An 18,472-nucleotide genomic window follows, 5' to 3' on the forward strand; every position below is an offset into this window, starting at 1 on the left:
TTCAAATTACGGAAATATGTAATTTTTCGATTGACTTTGACTGATAATTAATAGTAATTCTTTGAGAATTAGCTATCAATTTTTCCATTATTGGTCTGGTAGTAGCCGCAAATCGTCTACATTCTAGTAGAAGTTGTATGATACCTCGTTTGTCTCACGCAGAAGCGTTTAGTGATAATTTTCTGATGCTAATTGTAGAGCCAGTTTCTTGGCTGTTACAACAGCACCTTCCATGTAGCCCGGAGATTCAAGCGACGTTTCCGTACCTCCGAAATACAATTTCCCGTTCAGATAAGATTGTTGTAATAAAGGGTGTCCATTGTGTTGATGGGGCCGATGAATGACCGGAGAACCAGCTACCAGAAAGTCATCATTCCACACTTTGTCAAAATAAGTCGTAGGCGACAGCGCTTCTGGGCCAAATAGCTCGCCTAATTGACGTAACACCAACTCTTTACGTACTTCCTGCGTAAAGGATGATGACCCGCCGTTTAAGAAGCCGGTGAAGCCAAATCGCTGCCCGTCAGCGCTCGTATGGTCGTACATCTCCGTCACTATATCCGCTTGGCTATAGAGCATGCCCGAGTACCCATTCGTGCGCCAAAAAGGAGTCGCATATTCAACCACAAATTTAATTGAGCCGCCCATCCAGGTTTGTACTGTCGGCAATAGCTCACTGACCAACAGAGGCAGTTCAGGCGTTACGTTGACCTTTGCGGCCATCACGGGCAGGGGTATACAACTCACGACTCGATTAGCGTGGTAAGTTCGATTGTTCGCCGTTTGAATAATTACTCCCTGCTGAACTTCCTGAATCCCGGTTACTTCGCTGTCCAGGTGGATGGACGTAGCATCCAGTTTTTTGGCTAGTGCCTTAATCAACTGCCCTGTTCCGCCCGCCAATCGGTAGGAAGGTGCTTCGGAAGCAGGAATAAAGAACTTTTGGGGAGGCTCAAAGGATTTGGATTGAAATAAAGAAACCCCCTCTGAAAACTGAGGGAAAATAGTTAGTCCCAGTTCTTCTACTAGCTTCAAAAGAGTAGGATGCCTATTAGAAAACCAGGTAGCTCCTAACTCCAACGGGGTAGCTAAAACGCCCGCAACCGTATGGATTCGACCACCCAATCGGGGAGAGGCTTCTAAAATAGTCACGCTAAGTGGCTTGTTACGTAGGAAATAGGCTAAACATAGTCCGCTTAAGCCTCCACCAAGGATGATAAGATTGTCATTAGGTTTCATCCCGCAAAATTATTACCTGCTGGAATCATTCCGAATGCTTATTAAAAAACAAGAGCAAGTATGAAGTTGCAAGCGTCGCTTTACGCTTCTCCATTTGGATGAGTATAAGACGCTACGAGCGATTTTAATGGTTTAAAATTCTTTCTCACCAAATTCATTGCTCGGCAGCTTGACCGGCTTACTTCGTTGATGCAGAGAGTAACTCAGATTCAGCAGTAGAATATCCTTCTCCTGTATGTAATTAGTTGTCGTGTAAAAATTCACTCCGCGCGTCGTGATCCGCTGCTCATTACTAGTCAGCCGGCCTAAACCTATATTTTGCCATTGGAACATCACCGAAAGCCGATTTTGAACAAAGCTTTTTTTGATCGATAGGTTTGGTAAAAAGAAACGCGAATCTTCTCCCTGGGCAGTAATACGCTGAGAGAGATAATTCAAATTAGCTTGTAACAACCAGTTCGCAGCGAATTGCAGGCTTGTATTGGCGTTGACCGAGTAGGCCCAAGCCTGATTGGAAAACACTACGGTATTTTGAAATAACTGACCGGATATTATCGACCGATACACCGTACCCCCAACGTAGAGTTTCAGGCGTTTGGTGATCGTTAGGTCCGATGTGATCTCCAGGCCCAAGCGTTGTGCCCGGCCTGCATTCGTATAGATTCGGTTCAGGATTGTATCGGCATATACACTATTGACCCGGTTGACAATGTTTTGTACGTTTTGATGATACAGTGTTGCCTGCCAGGTGCTACGTCCTACGGTTCGAGTTACTCCTAATTCACTCAGGTCCACAAATTCAGGGAGCAAGGCCGGGTCACCCTGTTCAAGGGTTTCCGAGTGTTCACGTTCCGGTAGCGGGTTGAGGGCTAAATTGCTGGTACGTTGCACCCGGCGGCTGTAGCCCAAACGGAATTGCCAGTCATCCTTAGGCCGGTAGACCAAGTTCAAAGAAGGAAATAAATTGTTTAGGGTCAAGGGATAAGCTTGTCCTTGAGGGCGGATATTTACGTCACGCAGGGCCGATTCAAAGCGGATCCCGGCTGTATACTCCCACTGCTTAGCTTTATGGGTATACTGACTGTAGATACTGTGGATTTGATTATTGATGCGGGCTTGACCGGTGAACGCATCAATGAGGAGCAGCGGTGCCCCTTGTCCATCTTGATTTAAGTACCGATAATTTCCGTTGTCATGCTGATAGCGGTACTGATAGCCTGCTTCGAGCCGCCCACCCGCCAAGGGCCAACTCGCATCAACATTAGCCCGGACATTGCCAATGGGTCGATCCGTGGTAGTGAAGGTATATTGCAATGTATCCCGGACGTCGGTTCGGCGCACATTTAAATTGCGTGTAAATCCATCCAGATAATCGTATTCGTAGAGCAGGCCTGCGCTGAGTGTCGCCTTGCTGGTAAAGGTATGGGTGTAATCCAGATTGGCCGTAAAAAATGTCCCTCGCTTGCGCACCAGATTCGCGTTGAAATAATCCAGCTGGCTAATCAGTAAGCCGGTTTGCCGATCCGTTGCCCGGTTGTTGTAGACCAGATCCGCCGTCCGATCTTCCGTGCGTGACCCATAATATAAACCCGCCGACCATGCATCCGATTTAGTAGGCGTAAAGTTTACTGCCAGTCGATTGGTCAGGGTGTGGCGCTTAAAACTACGTTCACCAATACTGGGAAAACGGGTGATGCGATTACCGAGAATGGTGTATACATCGCCCTCCCGCCGACCGGCTAGATCATTGCGCAGATACGCCGTGCTAAAGTTCCAGTCCCAGCGAGCGGTCCGGTAGCTAATCGATGCATCTGCACTATAACGAACGGGATTATGGCTATTATCAAACGCGTTCAGGCTGGGTAGTCCGCCCTGGCTATTAACCACTATAGACAAACCCAGGTCAGCCCCCGATTTAGTCGTGATGGCGATAATGCCAGCTTTCCCATCAGGATCGAACCGGGCCGATGGAGTAGTAATCACGTCAATGGACTCAATAGTATTGGCCGCCAGTTGATTCAGTAAGGTGCCTAAATTGGCCTGTACGGGCTTACCATTCAACAGCACCAAAAAACCATTCGCTCCTCGTTGGGTCACTTCTCCTTCCGCGTTGATACTGATACCGGGTAGGTTTCGCAGCAGATCGGTCGCCGTTCCTCCTACGGCTGAACCAAACTGAGAAGCTCGATAAGTTTGTCGATCAGCCTTAACCATTAAATCGGACCGCTGCCCAGTGACAACCACTTCATTTAGCTGGTTTTTGGTGGGTTCGAGCAAGAGCGAGCCTAGATTAAGAACTTCGTTTCGTTTCAGGTTGAGCGTGACTACCTGGGCTTTGTAGCCGATAAAAAACGTTTTGAGTAGGTACTGACCAGGCGGTACTGGCGTAATAAGAAAGGTACCTACAGAGTCCGAAAGAGCCCCTGTTATGGCCACCGAATCGGCGGGTCTATAGAGTGCTACGCTGGCGAAGGGAATAGGCTTGGTGGTTGATGCATCTATCAATAAGCCTCGCAGCCCGGATTGTGCATGCAGGAAATGGCTATACCCCAAAAGAACGAGCAGAATAAGGAATCGTCGGTTCATCGCTGGTTACGAGTCCTACACGGACAACGATGCAGTGTTCTGCCGATGCACCGTAGCTGGCGTACGTACCACAAAGGTATTTTAGAGGAGCCGTACCAGTATGGTCAGGTTTGATTTGATTTTGGTATTTTTGAAACAAACTTACTTAATCCTCTATCTCTTTGGTCTGATGGATCAACCCGACTCTATTCCGTTTCCAGTGAAGGATAAATTGACAAACGAGCAAGTAGTCAAAGTATCTCGCTTCAAGGAAATTATCAAGCGTACCCAGCCGCATAAGCATGACGGTTATTTCGAGTTAATTCTCTTACTGGAGGGAGCTGGATTTCATTGGGTAGATACCCAACTCCTGCCGATTGCCCCGCCAATGGCCTTTTTTCTTTCCCCCGGGCAGCTCCATTGCTGGCAGCTAACGGCCATCCCCAAAGGGTTTGTGATTATGTTTCGGCCTAATTTTATCGATCCTAAACACAGTGCCGATCTATATCCGCTGGTGCAGCAACTCGAACAAAAAAAGGAAATACTTTTACCTGAACCAGCTCTCTTTTTAGACCTGCTGGTGGCTCTGGAAGCCGAATATAAAAATCCGTCGAGGCACAGTCTAGTAATTCTTCGGGCATTGACGCAAATTCTATTGGCACGCCTATTAGAGGTTGATCAGACAGAATCTGTACCAGCCAAAACCAGCGACCAGACCTTTCGACGCTTTATCGAATTGCTGCGACAGCCGGGTCATGTAGCTCATCGGGTATTTTATTACGCCGAACGACTCGGTGTATCTCCTCAGCATCTGAACATGATCTGCCGGCGCGTACAGGGCCAATCGGCCAGTGAGTTGATTACGGAACAGATTATCCTGGAGGGTAAGCGGTATCTGATCCACACCGATCAAAGCATTACAGCAGTAGCCGAACAACTAGGTTTCAGCGACCCCTCTCATTTTGTGAAATATTTCAAAAAAATGACGGGCCAGACTCCGGCCTCGTTTCGAAAACTTAATGGGTTCTAACCGGAGAAGTTCTAAAGCAGCCCGACCAGGAATTACACCTAAGCCGGGCCTATCAATTACGGTAGGTTGGAAGCGAAAGGTAGCTATATCGCTGAGGTCGATATATGATATTGATCAGACGCCCGTATGATTTTGATCAGGTAGCCAGATGAAGAATTGCTGAGCAGGATTATAAAATAGTGTTGGTCAAATTACGTCAGATTAAAGCTATTTCAATCCTTTACAGGAATCGAAAGTCTTTCAGACATAAATACGCTAAACCAGTATAAAGCACCTATTTAACAATTAGTTAAAGCGAAATTCTAGTTAGATTCTTTTTCTGCCTGGTAAATTTCAGACAACAGACTGACGGAAATCAGGTGTTGGGATGATAAAAATCAGTGTGGTGAAACAGAGTGAGCGTTAGCTTCGCCAAAAATATATAGTAAGATAATAAGGCAAACCCTATTTAACGGTATGTAATACGCAAAACTCCTGGCCATGGTCAGGCGTTTTTGTTTATACCAGTAGCAGGCGCAATACCAGCTTTAAACACGCCGTATCGTAACAGTCATTTGGCCGATAGTAAACTTCTGGGTGGAAAATCGACATGGAAACAAGAAACCGCCCCTGAAGTTTAAATCCGATGAGCCGATACGTTCATCGCTGCCTGAGAAGGGGCTACTTCACTACTATTCGCTTTAGGGGTAATAAATTCGTTCGGACGGAAACGTAGCGGTATTACCTTTAAGAAAATTACGAACTCAAATGTTCGTCAACGTATCGTTTGCCGCCATCGCTCAAACCCATGCTCGACTTTCGCCTGAATGTCTTTTATACCGTTGCCAAACGGCTCAGCTTCACCAAGGCTGCTGCGGAACTATACGTAACGCAGCCTGCCGTTACCAAACATATTCAGGAACTTGAGCATCATTTCGGTACGGCTCTCTTCGACCGGCGAGGTAATCAAATTAGCCTGACCGCGGCTGGCAACGTATTGCTACGTCATGCCGAAACCATTATGGCAACGTATCGCCAGCTTGAGTTCGATATGAACGCGCTGAAAGGAGAATCGCGTGGTACGTTGCGGGTTGGAGCCAGCACCACCGTAGCGCAATACGTCATTCCGCCCGTGCTGGCTCGCTTTCACGAACAATCGGCCGACGTATCGATTTCGCTACTGAGCGGTAATACCGAACAGATTGAACAGCAGCTTCTTAACGATAATATTGATTTAGGGCTGGTGGAAGGACGAACCCACCATAGCGATATTCGCTACACGCCTTTTGTGAAAGACGAACTGGTGCTTATCTGCCGCGCCGATCATCCGCTTGCCGACCGTGATGAGATTACACTGGATGAATTAAAAACCATTCCTGTTGTACTTCGCGAACGCGGCTCGGGTTCGCTCGAAGTTATTGAGCACGCGCTTCGGGGTGTTGGCCTGCGCCTTACTGATTTATCGATCGAGATGCAGTTGGGAAGTACTGAAACCATTAAATCATATCTCAGCAGTTCACGTTGTATGGCTTTTGTATCGGTTTTTGCCGTGCAGCATGAACTACGCGCTGGCACATTGAAAGTGCTCGACGTGCAAGGACTCACGATCGAACGTGATTTGTATTCCATTCAGATGCAGGGCGTTAGCGAAGGCTTAGCCGATACGTTTATGCGCTTTGCCCGCCAGCAATGGCGGAGGGGAGATGGTATAGGATAAAAACCAGATTCTCTCTCTACGTTACCCTGTACAGCCAGATTCGCCAGTAGCTCGTGAGATCGTCGAATGTTTTTTCCAGATGGAGCCTGTTGGCACTGGCGTTACGTATCGGGATGGCGGAGATAACGTATTTTCCGTCCAGAGCCGATAGTGCATTCGTATTGATTTGCAGGTTATTAAGAGCACAGTTCTGCGTTTTGCCGAACATGTAATTCATCCCTAATTCAGCCGTAAAGACATAGGCGCGGCACGCATAGCCGTCGTAATACGTGCGCATTTCCACCGGACCTTTGGCCAGTTCTGGAGCGATGATTTGCCGAAACGCATGTTTATAAGCCAGCAGGTAATTATTCTGATACCCATCGAGCGTAAAAAAACCATTATACAGCGCAACCGCCGGATGCATTCCGATGCTAATGACCCGGTAAGACGACTGCGGCCGCCCAATGTAATCCCGAATCTGGCTAAATAGGTGTGGGGAGTAAAACGCCCGATACGATGGGAATTCCTCATTCTGTGGTGAGCCCGCCAGCTTTCTTACGTTTGCGATGAATTCTTTATTAGCCGCGACCATAATCACTAGTTGAACCCCCAGAAATAGCCCATTCAGATAACTTCTGGGCCCGAACTCCCGAAGCGCGATAGCCAGTAAGAGCAGCCAGAGCAGGGGTAACAAAAAGTAAAAACGGTCGAATTGAAACGATTGCAGAATACTTCCTTTCCCTAGCCAGACAGCCGGGAACCGGTAAAATCCATTGATCAGACAAATCAAACCAATAGTTATCAGGAACGTAGCAAGTTGCCAGAAACGCTTCGTATTACGTCGTCGGTAAGCGAGCAGACCCGAAAATGCGGCAACCAGACCAATCCAGACCGTGAAGAAAGCGCCTGCATGATATTGCGTTTGAACAAATAAGTGATAGCTTTTGCGCAGACTTTCCGTAACCGTAATTGGTATAAGTCGCGCATAGTCATACTCTGTTCGATGTGATACGTAGGTTCGTGCCAGAAACGAATAAATCATCTGCCATTCACTTACTACATAGAGACTACTCAGCAGCGCCAATCCGCTCCAATATCTCCAATTAATTCGCTTACCCCGTGCCTGCTGCCCGATGCCAATCACGCCCAGCGCTACGCAGATAAACAAGCCTGCCCAGACAAAAAATGAGTAGAACGGAAATAGAACAATAATAAGCCAGTCAGTCCAGCGGGTGCGATACGTTAGCAGGTTCAGAAATACGAACAATAACAACGGTTGGCCGCTTACCGAAACCCCGTGAACGGTATAACAAGGCACCAGCGCAAAGAAAAATGCAATCGAAACGCGCGCCAACGCCCAGTCGGGTTCGGGCAGCACGTAGCGTTTGAGCAATACGTACATACCTATCAGCCCGATACCATGAATCACCACAAAATTGACCACATACGCTACGTAGGGAGGCATCAGCCAAAAGGACAATACTTCCAGATTCAACCCCGAACGTAGTGCTGAACGGGGAATGCCTTTGAATGGTCCTCCGCTCATTACGTTCGGAATCACCGTACTTAAGTCGAAATCGAAGGCTGTACGCGTAATTTTTAATAGATGCAAATACAGAAAATCACTATCAAGATTGTCGTGGATCGTTACGTAGGCGTCTTCGCCAAGTAGAATAAAGGGAAGAATATATAAGCTAAAAAGCCCTGTTGCGATGAGTAAATATGTTCTATCGACGTAGCGAGGAGGTTTTCTAGATGAATCGGATGACATACACAACCAGTTTCAATGGATTGAGGCCATTTAAAATGAGCGTCTTGTGAAGTATATTAAAGTTTCCTTGCTGAGTGATTTAAAATGCTTCCTGCGTTAGCTGGACAAAAACAAGTTCACCCCTGGGTCCGCGAAAGTAGTCAAATTAAGCCAATCGACCGGAACAACATAAGCCCGTGTGTTTTTCGTATTTTTACCGCCCAGACCTAAATTCATCATGCAAACATTCGCTGCTACTACGTTCTTCGCTGGGTTAACCTTACTTTCTTTTGGGACTCAGGCGCAGAACCGACCTGCTAAATCCACCGCAAAACAACCCGAGTTCTCAATGGCTCGGACCGACGTAGAAGCGCATATGCGTTTCCTGGCATCGGACGAGTTACAGGGCCGACGTACCGGAGAGCCGGGCAACCGGGTAGCTGCTCGCTACATCGCCGAGCAATTCCGGCAACTGGGCCTGAAACCGGCTGCTACGTTAGAAGGAAAATCAGATTATTTTCAGCCTGTTACGTTAGAAAAAGTAAAAGCGGCTACGTCAGCTTCGCTGCTGATTGGCAAAGACACGCTGAAGCTGGGCAAAGATTTAGTGGTGATGGCGGGCGATCCAACCGACGTAACGGGCGAAGTTATTTACGTGGGCTACGGCCTGACCGACGGCGAAGATGGTTACAAAGGTCGCGATGTGAAAGGACGTATCGTGGTGGCGCAGGGCGGTTCTCCCGAAGCCAAAGGACCCGGCGAGATTTTCCGGGCATCGACGCAGAAGCGCAAACTAGCTGCCGAAAAGGGCGCTTCGGCCCTGATTGAACTCTATAGCGAGTCAATTCCGTGGGGGATGGTAAATCAATATTTCACAAGAGAGCAGGTTGCACTTGCTACAACAGACGGACGTAGTAAACCTGTTATGCACCTTTGGCTCAATAACGCCAACAATCAGTATAAACAGTTGAAGGATGCGGGTCAATCCATTACGCTACGCAGCTCTGGACGACCAGCTATGGCCATATCGTCGGCTAACGTAGCAGGCATCATCGAAGGGACCGACCCTAAACTGAAAAATGAATACGTAATATTATCGGCTCACTTCGATCACGTGGGTATGGGCAAGCAGGGGGGAGGTTCCTATCAGCCTACCGACAGTATTTTCAACGGCGCCCGTGATAATGCCATTGGTACGGTAGCCATTCTGGAAGCCGCTAAAGCGTTGACGCAACAACGCCCCAAACGGTCGGTGCTGGTATTGGCTCTGACGGGTGAGGAAGTGGGCTTACTAGGCAGCCGCTTCTATGCCGAACATCCGCTGGTTCCGCTGAAACAAACGGTTTTTGATTTAAACACCGACGGCGCTGGTTACAGTGACACAACGATTATTTCGGTTATTGGGCTGGAACGTACTGGCGCGAAAGCTGAAATTGAAGCCGGTGCCAAAGCGTTTGGGCTAGGTGTTTTTGCCGATCCTGCTCCAGAACAAGGCCTGTTCGATCGTTCGGATAACGTGAATTTTGCGGCAAAGGGAGTTCCTGCTCCTGATTTTGCACCAGGGTTCAAGTCGTTTGATGCGGAAATCGCCAAATACTACCATCAGGCCACTGATAACCCTGAATCACTGAATTTCAGTTATGTACTTCGGTTTTGCCAAGCGTATGCGCACACGGCCCGCCTGATTGCCGACCGGGCAACGCGTCCTCAATGGTCGCCGGGCGATAAATATGAAGCCGCCGGGAAAGCGTTGTACGGGCAATAGTAAAGTTTTCAGGAATATGCTTTTATCAAAGGAGCAGACCAGTCAACATCGATTCGAACCGCCCGGACGTATCGGCAAACTAAATCGGGTTCGCTGGCGTTAACAAATTATCAACAAGACGCAGACATGTTACTTAAATATCTGTTTATCATCACGCTGATTATTTTGTTTGTACCACCGGTACGTCGATTTGTGTTTTACCTGCTGGTTGGTCGGCAATTGGTAAAAGAGCAGCGACGTAACGGCGATGTGCGAGGAGCGCGTCGTGAAGGTGATATACGGGTAGACAACCGTCCTCAACAAGATCGCGATCCGCGCAATAAGGGTGGTGAGTATGTTGATTACGAAGAAGTTAAATAGCAATAAGAATAAACATAAGACCAGCCGTCAAGCGTAATCTGCGTTTGGCGGCTGGTTTATTTTTGGGTCGTATCAACTTCGCGCTTCCATTTCACAGCCAGACCCTTCATGACGTAGCCATTGTCGTTTATAGACGTGTAATACGTATATTTTACGTCAACCAGCGCATCGGCACCGAGTTTTTTCGCCTGCATGGTGAGTCGGGCCAGCATCAAATCTTTCTGCTCCATATCATTTCCCCGGTCAATCATCCGGCGATCGGCCGACTGGTGATTTTTCAGCGGTACTTCACCTTTCACCTCCAAATCCTGCAGCGGCTCAAATGGCCGTTCTGGGCGCTGGTTATCGTAAAAGACATCGACCGGGTAGTTTCGCTTGTTACGCAGGTAAGCCACAGGTTGGAAACAGCCCACCAGCCCTGCCAGACATAGCAGCGGCAGCATCCCTTTCCTTACTACTTGATAATATAAATTTTTACTCATGATCTGACTTTAATACGTCGGCCACTATTTTCGGGTAATAGATATGCTCAAGCGCCTGTACATTTCGTGCTACGTCCTCGGGCGTGTCCGACGGCGAAACCGGGCAAGTGGCCTGAAAAATAATTTGTCCTTCGTCGTAATGCTCATTAACGTAGTGAATGGTAATGCCCGATTCCGTTTCGCCAGCCGCAACCACCGCTTCATGAACGTAGTGCCCATACATGCCTTTGCCCCCGAATTTAGGCAGGAGCGCCGGGTGGATGTTGACAATTTTATCCGGAAAAGCACGTACCAGTTCGGCGGGCATCAGCCACATAAAACCAGCCAGTACAATCAAATCAACGTTTTGATTTAAAAGAAGTTGCGTGATCTGATTAGTTTCATAGAACGTAGTACGATCGAACAAAAGGACCGGAATATGTAGCCGTCGTGCTCGCTCGATAACACCCGCTTTTGGATTGTTTGAAACAATCAGTGCTACGTCGACTTGCGAATTATCGGCAAAATAGGAGGCAATTTTTTCCGCGTTCGATCCCGAACCAGAAGCAAACAGAACGATGCGTTTCAAATGAATAGTTATTAATCGACAGTCGTTAGTCGACAGTGGTTAATTTATCCGTCAGAGTTATTGACTACTGACTAACGACTGCCGACAATCAAGCCAAAATTACAACTTTTGCCTATTTTTGTGGATACTCGCCTGAATACGATGCTGGCAACCAACCAACTTACGTTTGCATATAGCCCTGAAAAACAGTTTACGTTTCCCGACGTACGCTGCGACAACCGCGAAGCCCTGCTGATTCTGGGTAGTTCGGGTAAGGGGAAAACTACCTTTCTGCATTTACTGGCCCTGCTCCTGAAGCCCAAAAGCGGCTCGGTGGTTATCGACCAGACCGATCTGACAAAACTCAGCGCGGCTCAAACAGCGGCTTTCCGCGCGCAACACGTTGGCATTATCTATCAGAAACCTCACTTTGTAAGTTCAGTTTCGGTATTAGATAATTTGCTGATGGCGAATTATTTAGCTAAAAAGCCACAAGATAAAAGCCGCGCCCGCGATCTGGCTAACCAGCTGGGTTTTGGTGATCATCTGGACAAGAAAACGCACGAGCTCAGTCAGGGAGAGCAGCAGCGAGTTAGTATTGCCCGCGCCGTGATGAATCAGCCCGGCGTTATTCTGGCCGATGAGCCAACGTCCAGCCTCGATGATATGAATACAGACCGCGTTGTGAAACTACTACGTGAGCAATCGGAACAAATCGGTGCCAGCCTGATTGTGGTAACGCACGACCAGCGATTGAAGGATGCCTTCCAGAATCGGGTAGAATTATAACGTATCATTCCATCATCAGACATGCGTAAACTGTTATTTCTCTTCATTTTATTACCATTCCTGACTGAAGCCCAGAATCGGAAGAAAAAAGATTATCTGGTTACGCTCAACACCGAATACGGCCCCATGCGGCTCGTTCTCTACGATCAGACGCCGAAACACAAAGAGAATTTCATCAAACTGGTCAATCAAAAATTCTACGACAGCCTGCTGTTTCACCGCATCATTCCACTGTTCATGATTCAGGGGGGCGATCCGAATTCGAAGAAAAGTAAAGACGGCGAACCATTGGGAAATGGCGATATCGGGTATAAAGTACCGGCGGAAATCGTACCGAATCTGTTCCACAAAAAAGGCGCACTGGCTGCGGCCCGTGATAATAATCCAGAAAAAGCGTCGAGTGGCTGCCAGTTCTATATCGTTCAGGGGCGTGTGTGGACTGCCGATGAATTGCAGAAACAGATTGAGCGCGGTCAGGCACGGGGCGCCAGTGGTCGCGTATTCACCGATGAACAGAAAAAGGTATACCAAACACTGGGCGGAGCGCCACATTTAGACGGCAATTACACCGTTTTCGGGGAAGTTATTGACGGAATTGCCATTGTGGACAGTATTATCAAGCAGCCACGTAACGAAATGGATCGCCCAAATAAGAACCTTCGAATGAGTATGACCGGCGATTGGGTCAAGAAAAAGAAAATCACAAAACAGTTTAAATACCAGTATTAAGAGCAACGTATCAAATCGGAGAGTAGCTATTAGTACGTAAATAATATCTCCAGATACTTGGCTTCTATTACTGGCATCTCGCTTATGAAAAAACGCATTCTTATTACCGGAGCTAATGGTTTGTTAGGTCAAAAACTGGTCGATTTGTTGACTAAACAGCCTGACATCGACCTAATTGCGACGGCGCGGGGCGACAATCGTCTTCCCTACACGGATGGCTATACGTACCGGTCGATGGACATTACCGACCGCCAGCAAGTTCTCGACGTCATTGGCGACGTAGCGCCCGACGCAGTTATCCACGGTGCAGCCATGACTGATGTGGATAAGTGTGAAACGCAGAAGGATGCCTGCTGGGCGCAGAATGTTCATGCTGTTGAATACATTGTGGAGGCCTGCCGAAACACGGGCGCATTTTTGGTGCACGTATCGACCGACTTTATTTTCGACGGTTCGGCTGGCCCTTACGACGAAACGGCGGAGCCAAATCCGATCAGTTTCTACGGCTGGAGTAAGCAGGCGGGCGAATCGGTGGTACGTCACTCGGATATAAAATGGGCCATTGCCCGCACGGTACTTGTTTACGGTATTGCTCACGACATGAGCCGCAGCAACATTATTCTTTGGGTAAAAAAATCACTTGAAGACGGTAAAAATATTAAAGTAGTAACGGATCAATGGCGCAGTCCGACGTTGGCCGAAGATTTGGCGATGGGTTGTTATCTGATCGCTGATAAACAGGCAGAAGGCATTTTCAATATCTCGGGCAAAGAGGTTTTGACGCCTTACGAAATGGCCATCAAAACCGCCGATTATTTCAGCCTCGACAAATCGCTCATTGCCCAAGCCGATGCCTCTACGTTCACGCAGGTAGCGCGTCGGCCTCCGCGAACCGGTTTTGTTCTGGACAAAGCCAAAGCGGTGCTCGGTTACGATCCGCATTCGTTTGATGAAGGAATCGCCGTGTTGGCTGGACAATTAAAGCCGCAGACCGTATGAGTCAGGTAAAAATTTATGGAGAACGTCTGTATTTGCTTCCGATTCGGGAGCAACTTTCAGACGTTATTCATTCGTGCGTAGTCGATGCGCTCCAGTTTCCGCAAAACAAACGTGCTCACCGATTTTTCTACCTCGAACCTGAAGATTTTTACCGGCCCGCTACGGCTTCCGAACGCTACGTTATTCTGGAGTTTATGATGATGGAAGGACGTAGCGTCGAGACAAAAAAGAAGCTGATTCACCTGCTCTTTGAACGTATCAGTACGCAGCTAAATATGCCCGTAACTGATCTGGAAATCTGTATCATGGAAAGCCCAGCGCATAATTGGGGCTTCCGGGGCATGACTGGCGACGAGATTACGCTGAACTATAAGGTCAACGTCTAACGAGCATGACTCTGCACCTGCGTGTGAAACCCGGTAGCAAAATCGACCGATTGTTTTACGATGCCGCCGGTCAGCTTACAGCCAAAATAAAAGCCCCGGCTCAGGACGGCAAGGCCAACGCTTATCTAGTTGAGTACCTCGCTAAACAGCTTGGAATTGCCAAATCAGACGTAACGATTGTGTCTGGTTTTACCAATCCGCATAAACGTATCGATCTGAACGTAGCGCCAGACCGTTTCAATACGTTTGTGAAGAGGCTGGAAAGCGAGGGAAGCCAAGGTTAATTACCTCCACGAAACAAAGAAGCCAACCTTGTTAAAGGGTTGGCTTTCTGTTCTTTAGCTGTCGATGTATATCTTAAAAAATGTACCGGTTCTCGGCAATGATCGCGTCGGCAATCTGACGACGGGCGTTTTTGAGGTTCATTGGTTCAATTTTCGTGAACCGTTTCATCCCCATCAGCATACCACGTAGCTCGTCGCCCTCGGCAAAGGACGTAACAGCGGCCCGACCAGCGTTGTTGACTTTCTCAACGGCTTCGTGCAGATAAACGAGTGCCATTTGCTTCTGCAACGTAACGGCTTCTTCGCCTTTGATACCAATGAGCTTTTCGACACGTAGCAGCACTGATTCAGCCGCGTAGATTTCAATGGCCATATCTGCTACGTTCATCAGAATTTCCTGTTCGTCGGAAAGCGTCATCATGAATTTCTGAACAGCGGCACCGGCTACCATCAGGGCGGCTTTTTTCAGGTTCCGAAGCACTTTTTTCTCAGCAACGAATACACCTTCTTCCTCGTCAGTGCTGAAATCCGGAATCGACATAATTTCTTTAGCGACAGCCATAGCAGGTGTCATCAGGTCGAGTTCGCCTTTCATGGCACGTTTCAGTAACATGTCGACGATGAGCATCCGGTTGATTTCGTTGGTGCCTTCAAAAATCCGATTGATACGTGCGTCGCGGTAGGCCCGGTCCATCGGCGCGTCGGCTGAGTAACCCATGCCGCCGTAAATCTGAACGCCTTCGTCCACTACGTAGTCGAGGGCTTCTGAGCCGTGAACTTTCATAATGGCGCATTCAATGGCGAACTGCTCCAGGGCTTTCAGTTTAGCCTTCGCATCGTCCATACCTCCTGACTTCAGGTCTTCGATCAGGTCATCGATATTTTGACCTGCCCGGTATGAAGCCGTTTCCGAAGTATACACCTTAATCGCCATTTCAGCGATTTTGTGTTTTATCGCACCAAAATTGGCAATGGCCGTTTTGAACTGTTTGCGCTCGTTGGCATAACGTACCGCGTTGTTGATGACTTCCTTAGAACCACCAACGGCCGCGATGCCAAGTTTAATCCGACCGATGTTCAGGATATTCACGGCAATCTTAAAGCCGTTTTCCCGCTCCGATAACAGATTTTCAACCGGCACTTTTACGTCGTTGAAGAAAATCTGACGCGTATCAGAGCCTTTGATACCCATTTTATGCTCCGGCTCGTTCATCGTGATACCTTCGTAAGTACGCTCCACAATGAACGCCGACAGGTTTTTGTCGGACTTACCACCTTCCTCGATTTTGGCGAAAACGATATACACATCGGCAAATCCGCCGTTGGTAATCCACATTTTCTGGCCATTCAGAACGTAGTATTTACCATCTTCGGAAAGCACTGCTTTTGTTTTTCCCGAATTGGCATCGGAACCCGAATCGGGTTCGGTGAGGCAGTAAGCGGCCTTGAACTCGCCCGTCGCCAGTTTTGGCAAGTATTTCGCTTTCTGCTCTTCGTTACCGTAATACACTATTGGCAACGTACCAATTCCGGTGTGCGCCGATTGAGCTACCGAGAATGAATGCCCGGCTCCCGTTGTCTCAGCCACCAGCATCGACGTATTGAAATTGGTTCCGAAACCGCCGTACTCTTCGGGCACCGAGGTACCAAGCAAGCCCAGTTCGCCCGCCTTGTCCATCAGCGACGAAATCAGCTCCGGCGACTTGGCATTGTCGATTTCATTCAGGCGAGGCCACACTTCACGTTCCAGAAACTCGCGGCAGGTAGCCGCAATCATCTGCTGTTCTTCTGTAAACTCTTCAGGGATAAAGACTTGAGAGGCTTCGGTTTCTTTAATCAGAAATTCGCCACCCTTGATAGAGGCTTTAGGTTCGGTTGCAATCATGATTTGTTCTATTGTTATGCTTGCATACTAATTCGTTTACAAAGAAACTAACTTTAAAATTAGTATGCAAGCATACTATTAATAATTTTATAAAATAGCCGGACCCGTTTCCAGACTCGTATTTATGAAGTCTAGAACGCCAGTCCGGCCAGATGATTAATTGAGTCTTTCGAAAATTCCCGCAACGCCTTGTCCACCACCAACGCAAGCCGAAACCATGCCGTATTTCTGATCACGACGGCGCATTTCGTTCAGCAACTGAACTGACAAACGGGCGCCGGTCGAACCGAGAGCGTGCCCAAGAGCGATAGCGCCACCGTTTGGGTTAATTTTGCTACGATCAAGGCCAAGTTCCTGAATAACAGCCAGCGATTGGGCCGCAAAAGCTTCGTTTAGTTCAATCAGGTCAATGTCGTCCTGTTTGATACCGGCTTTTTTCAGTGCAATTGGGATAGCGGCTACAGGACCAATGCCCATAATCTTAGGCTCAACACCAGCCGTAGCATACGATACCAGCCGGGCGATGGGTTGCAGGTTCAACTCATTCACCAGCTTTTCAGACATAACGATAACAAAGGCAGCGCCGTCGGACGTCTGAGACGAGTTACCCGCCGTTACTGAACCTCCAGCGGCAAAGACAGGCTTCAGTTTCGCCAAACCTTCGGCGCTGGTGTCTTTACGAGGGCCTTCGTCCTGCGCTACCGTCCAATCGCGGGTTTTCTTTTTGCCGCTTTCCGTATCGAAATAGGTTTCGCTTACCTTAATCGGTACAATTTCGTCGGTGAATTTGCCATCTTTCTGAGCAGCCAGCGCTTTCACGTGCGACTCAAGCGCAAATTCGTCCTGAGCGTCGCGGCTGATGTTGAACTGCTGGGCAACCTGCTCGGCCGTGAGGCCCATCCCAATGTAATAATCAGGATGCGCTTTGGCGATTTCGTAATTCAGCGCTGTTTTCCAGCCCATTACCGGCACAAGCGACATCGATTCGGTGCCTCCGGCAATAATGCAGTCGGCTAATCCCGAATGAATTTTGGCGGATGCAATGGCAATCGCTTCCAGACCTGAGCCGCAATACCGGTTGATGGTCATACCCGGCACGCTTTTCGGAAGCGATAGCAAGGCGATATATCGAGCAATCTGCATACCCTGCTCCGCTTCGGGCACGGCATTGCCCACAATGAGGTCTTCAACCTGAGCCGGATCGAGATTGGGTACTTGATTTAATAAATGCTTGATCACTTCAGCCGCCATATCGTCGGGGCGGGTAAAACGGAGACCTCCGCGAGGAGCTTTACCAACGGCAGTGCGGTATCCGGCTACAATGTATGCATCCATGTTTGTCTTGATTACTGGTTTGACAGGAACCCGTCCAAATAACAGATTCACTGTTGGAATAATTACAAATCTAAGATAAATTATTATGCAAGCATACTATTTTTAAATTACTTCTTTTGAGACAATTAAGAGGTTTTAGTCTTTCTGGCACATAAACTATTTTTTAAGAAAATAATTTGTTCGTATCAAAAACTCCTATTTACTTTGTATCACAAAGTACTTTTAGATATTTAATTTTATAACAATCAAAATCAGATAAACATGTACGAACTCAAGCCGCTTGATATGGCATCACTCCGCAAACGGGCACTGCTAGGCGCTGTGATTGGTCTTGCCCTGATCAGTTATTTCCTACTTAGCCTGAACCACCCTAATCCAAACTGGCCTAAGTTTTGGATGGTCAGACCGCTGCTTGTTGTTCCGTTCGCCGGTGCCTGTGGCGGTATCTTTTATTATTTCACGAGTCATCTTTCTATCCGGAAAGGCTGGCAAAAGATAGCCCTTAACGTACTAAGCTTTCTTGTATTCATTATTGGTTTGTGGATGGGTATCGTTTTAGGACTGGACGGTACAATGTGGAATTGAGCAGTCACCTTCCGATTATCTGTAGCCTGTTTTGACTTGGAGAACCGTCAGACAGGCTTTATTT

General features: G+C 48.0%; 17 protein-coding genes. 10 read left to right on the plus strand and 7 right to left on the minus strand.

What is annotated here, in order from left to right:
* Positions 1 to 168: 168 nt before the first annotated feature.
* Both ACYVF1_RS22165 and ACYVF1_RS22170 read right to left on the minus strand, forming a co-directional pair.
* Complete coding sequence (locus ACYVF1_RS22165) at positions 169 to 1,239, minus strand: flavin monoamine oxidase family protein (protein ID WP_461082955.1); 1,071 nt, start codon at positions 1,237 to 1,239, stop codon at positions 169 to 171.
* Positions 1,240 to 1,371: 132 nt separating this feature from the next.
* A complete protein-coding gene (locus tag ACYVF1_RS22170; protein ID WP_461082957.1) occupies positions 1,372 to 3,825 on the minus strand; it encodes a TonB-dependent receptor in 2,454 nt (817 codons plus the stop codon).
* A 169-nt stretch (positions 3,826 to 3,994) separates the two neighbouring features.
* Between ACYVF1_RS22170 and ACYVF1_RS22175 the strand changes: the two genes are divergently transcribed.
* Positions 3,995 to 4,834, plus strand: coding sequence for an AraC family transcriptional regulator (locus tag ACYVF1_RS22175; protein ID WP_461082959.1), 840 nt, complete (start codon positions 3,995 to 3,997; stop codon positions 4,832 to 4,834).
* A 787-nt stretch (positions 4,835 to 5,621) separates the two neighbouring features.
* Complete coding sequence (locus ACYVF1_RS22180) at positions 5,622 to 6,530, plus strand: LysR family transcriptional regulator (RefSeq protein ID WP_461082961.1); 909 nt, start codon at positions 5,622 to 5,624, stop codon at positions 6,528 to 6,530.
* Positions 6,531 to 6,546: 16 nt separating this feature from the next.
* On the opposite strand, the gene ACYVF1_RS22185 is transcribed toward ACYVF1_RS22180, so the two are convergent.
* A complete protein-coding gene (locus ACYVF1_RS22185) occupies positions 6,547 to 8,283 on the minus strand; it encodes a DUF6044 family protein (RefSeq protein WP_461082963.1) in 1,737 nt (578 codons plus the stop codon).
* Positions 8,284 to 8,500: 217 nt separating this feature from the next.
* Here ACYVF1_RS22185 and ACYVF1_RS22190 point away from each other — a divergent pair, with 217 nt between their 5' ends.
* Both ACYVF1_RS22190 and ACYVF1_RS22195 read left to right on the plus strand, forming a co-directional pair.
* A complete protein-coding gene (locus ACYVF1_RS22190; RefSeq protein ID WP_461082965.1) occupies positions 8,501 to 10,027 on the plus strand; it encodes a M28 family peptidase in 1,527 nt (508 codons plus the stop codon).
* 126 nt (positions 10,028 to 10,153) lie between these two features.
* Complete coding sequence (locus tag ACYVF1_RS22195) at positions 10,154 to 10,387, plus strand: DUF4834 domain-containing protein (RefSeq protein WP_461082967.1); 234 nt, start codon at positions 10,154 to 10,156, stop codon at positions 10,385 to 10,387.
* A gap of 56 nt (positions 10,388 to 10,443) precedes the next feature.
* On the opposite strand, the gene ACYVF1_RS22200 is transcribed toward ACYVF1_RS22195, so the two are convergent.
* On the minus strand, positions 10,444 to 10,869 hold the full coding sequence (locus ACYVF1_RS22200) for a hypothetical protein (protein ID WP_461082969.1): 426 nt from the start codon (positions 10,867 to 10,869) through the stop codon (positions 10,444 to 10,446).
* Positions 10,862 to 11,437: a phosphoribosylglycinamide formyltransferase gene (purN, locus tag ACYVF1_RS22205; protein ID WP_461082971.1), complete on the minus strand. Its 576-nt coding sequence runs from the start codon at positions 11,435 to 11,437 to the stop codon at positions 10,862 to 10,864. Before purN ends, ACYVF1_RS22200 begins: the two co-directional genes overlap by 8 nt.
* 141 nt (positions 11,438 to 11,578) lie before the next feature.
* On the opposite strand from purN, the gene ACYVF1_RS22210 reads away from it, so the two are divergent.
* The 5 genes from ACYVF1_RS22210 to ACYVF1_RS22230 all read left to right on the plus strand — a co-directional run bounded on the left by ACYVF1_RS22210 (position 11,579) and on the right by ACYVF1_RS22230 (position 14,603).
* Positions 11,579 to 12,205, plus strand: coding sequence for an ABC transporter ATP-binding protein (locus tag ACYVF1_RS22210; protein ID WP_461083571.1), 627 nt, complete (start codon positions 11,579 to 11,581; stop codon positions 12,203 to 12,205).
* Between the two features lie 21 nt (positions 12,206 to 12,226).
* Positions 12,227 to 12,934: a peptidylprolyl isomerase gene (locus tag ACYVF1_RS22215; protein WP_461082973.1), complete on the plus strand. Its 708-nt coding sequence runs from the start codon at positions 12,227 to 12,229 to the stop codon at positions 12,932 to 12,934.
* Positions 12,935 to 13,018: 84 nt separating this feature from the next.
* On the plus strand, positions 13,019 to 13,933 hold the full coding sequence (locus ACYVF1_RS22220; RefSeq protein ID WP_461082975.1) for an SDR family oxidoreductase: 915 nt from the start codon (positions 13,019 to 13,021) through the stop codon (positions 13,931 to 13,933).
* The gene (locus tag ACYVF1_RS22225) at positions 13,930 to 14,319 is read left to right on the plus strand and encodes a tautomerase family protein (protein WP_461082977.1); all 390 of its coding nucleotides are present in this window, start codon (positions 13,930 to 13,932) and stop codon (positions 14,317 to 14,319) included. The genes ACYVF1_RS22220 and ACYVF1_RS22225 overlap by 4 nt, the downstream gene beginning before the upstream one ends.
* Before the next feature lie 5 nt (positions 14,320 to 14,324).
* Entirely contained in the window at positions 14,325 to 14,603 is a 279-nt protein-coding gene (locus ACYVF1_RS22230; protein ID WP_461082979.1) for a DUF167 domain-containing protein, read from the plus strand.
* 73 nt (positions 14,604 to 14,676) lie between these two features.
* Here the strand turns inward: ACYVF1_RS22230 and ACYVF1_RS22235 are convergent, their stop codons facing one another.
* Positions 14,677 to 16,488, minus strand: coding sequence for an acyl-CoA dehydrogenase family protein (locus ACYVF1_RS22235; protein WP_461082981.1), 1,812 nt, complete (start codon positions 16,486 to 16,488; stop codon positions 14,677 to 14,679).
* 156 nt (positions 16,489 to 16,644) lie between these two features.
* Positions 16,645 to 17,823: an acetyl-CoA C-acyltransferase gene (locus tag ACYVF1_RS22240; RefSeq protein WP_461082983.1), complete on the minus strand. Its 1,179-nt coding sequence runs from the start codon at positions 17,821 to 17,823 to the stop codon at positions 16,645 to 16,647.
* A gap of 261 nt (positions 17,824 to 18,084) precedes the next feature.
* On the opposite strand from ACYVF1_RS22240, the gene ACYVF1_RS22245 reads away from it, so the two are divergent.
* Entirely contained in the window at positions 18,085 to 18,408 is a 324-nt protein-coding gene (locus tag ACYVF1_RS22245) for a potassium transporter KefB (RefSeq protein ID WP_461082985.1), read from the plus strand.
* The last annotated feature ends 64 nt before the right edge of the window (positions 18,409 to 18,472 follow it).

This window comes from Spirosoma flavus, assembly GCF_054778555.1.

What these genes read in the sequence shown, in the direction of transcription:
- ACYVF1_RS22245 (WP_461082985.1), top strand. Translation starts at nt 18,085, where the DNA reads ATGTACGAACTCAAGCCGCTTGATATGGCATCACTCCGCAAACGGGCA.
- ACYVF1_RS22240 (WP_461082983.1), bottom strand. Translation starts at nt 17,823, where the DNA reads ATGGATGCATACATTGTAGCCGGATACCGCACTGCCGTTGGTAAAGCT.
- ACYVF1_RS22235 (WP_461082981.1), bottom strand. Translation starts at nt 16,488, where the DNA reads ATGATTGCAACCGAACCTAAAGCCTCTATCAAGGGTGGCGAATTTCTG.
- ACYVF1_RS22170 (WP_461082957.1), bottom strand. Translation starts at nt 3,825, where the DNA reads ATGAACCGACGATTCCTTATTCTGCTCGTTCTTTTGGGGTATAGCCAT.
- ACYVF1_RS22180 (WP_461082961.1), top strand. Translation starts at nt 5,622, where the DNA reads ATGCTCGACTTTCGCCTGAATGTCTTTTATACCGTTGCCAAACGGCTC.
- ACYVF1_RS22195 (WP_461082967.1), top strand. Translation starts at nt 10,154, where the DNA reads ATGTTACTTAAATATCTGTTTATCATCACGCTGATTATTTTGTTTGTA.
- ACYVF1_RS22190 (WP_461082965.1), top strand. Translation starts at nt 8,501, where the DNA reads ATGCAAACATTCGCTGCTACTACGTTCTTCGCTGGGTTAACCTTACTT.
- ACYVF1_RS22200 (WP_461082969.1), bottom strand. Translation starts at nt 10,869, where the DNA reads ATGAGTAAAAATTTATATTATCAAGTAGTAAGGAAAGGGATGCTGCCG.
- ACYVF1_RS22230 (WP_461082979.1), top strand. Translation starts at nt 14,325, where the DNA reads ATGACTCTGCACCTGCGTGTGAAACCCGGTAGCAAAATCGACCGATTG.
- ACYVF1_RS22185 (WP_461082963.1), bottom strand. Translation starts at nt 8,283, where the DNA reads ATGTCATCCGATTCATCTAGAAAACCTCCTCGCTACGTCGATAGAACA.
- ACYVF1_RS22220 (WP_461082975.1), top strand. Translation starts at nt 13,019, where the DNA reads ATGAAAAAACGCATTCTTATTACCGGAGCTAATGGTTTGTTAGGTCAA.
- ACYVF1_RS22215 (WP_461082973.1), top strand. Translation starts at nt 12,227, where the DNA reads ATGCGTAAACTGTTATTTCTCTTCATTTTATTACCATTCCTGACTGAA.
- ACYVF1_RS22225 (WP_461082977.1), top strand. Translation starts at nt 13,930, where the DNA reads ATGAGTCAGGTAAAAATTTATGGAGAACGTCTGTATTTGCTTCCGATT.
- ACYVF1_RS22210 (WP_461083571.1), top strand. Translation starts at nt 11,579, where the DNA reads ATGCTGGCAACCAACCAACTTACGTTTGCATATAGCCCTGAAAAACAG.
- ACYVF1_RS22175 (WP_461082959.1), top strand. Translation starts at nt 3,995, where the DNA reads ATGGATCAACCCGACTCTATTCCGTTTCCAGTGAAGGATAAATTGACA.
- ACYVF1_RS22165 (WP_461082955.1), bottom strand. Translation starts at nt 1,239, where the DNA reads ATGAAACCTAATGACAATCTTATCATCCTTGGTGGAGGCTTAAGCGGA.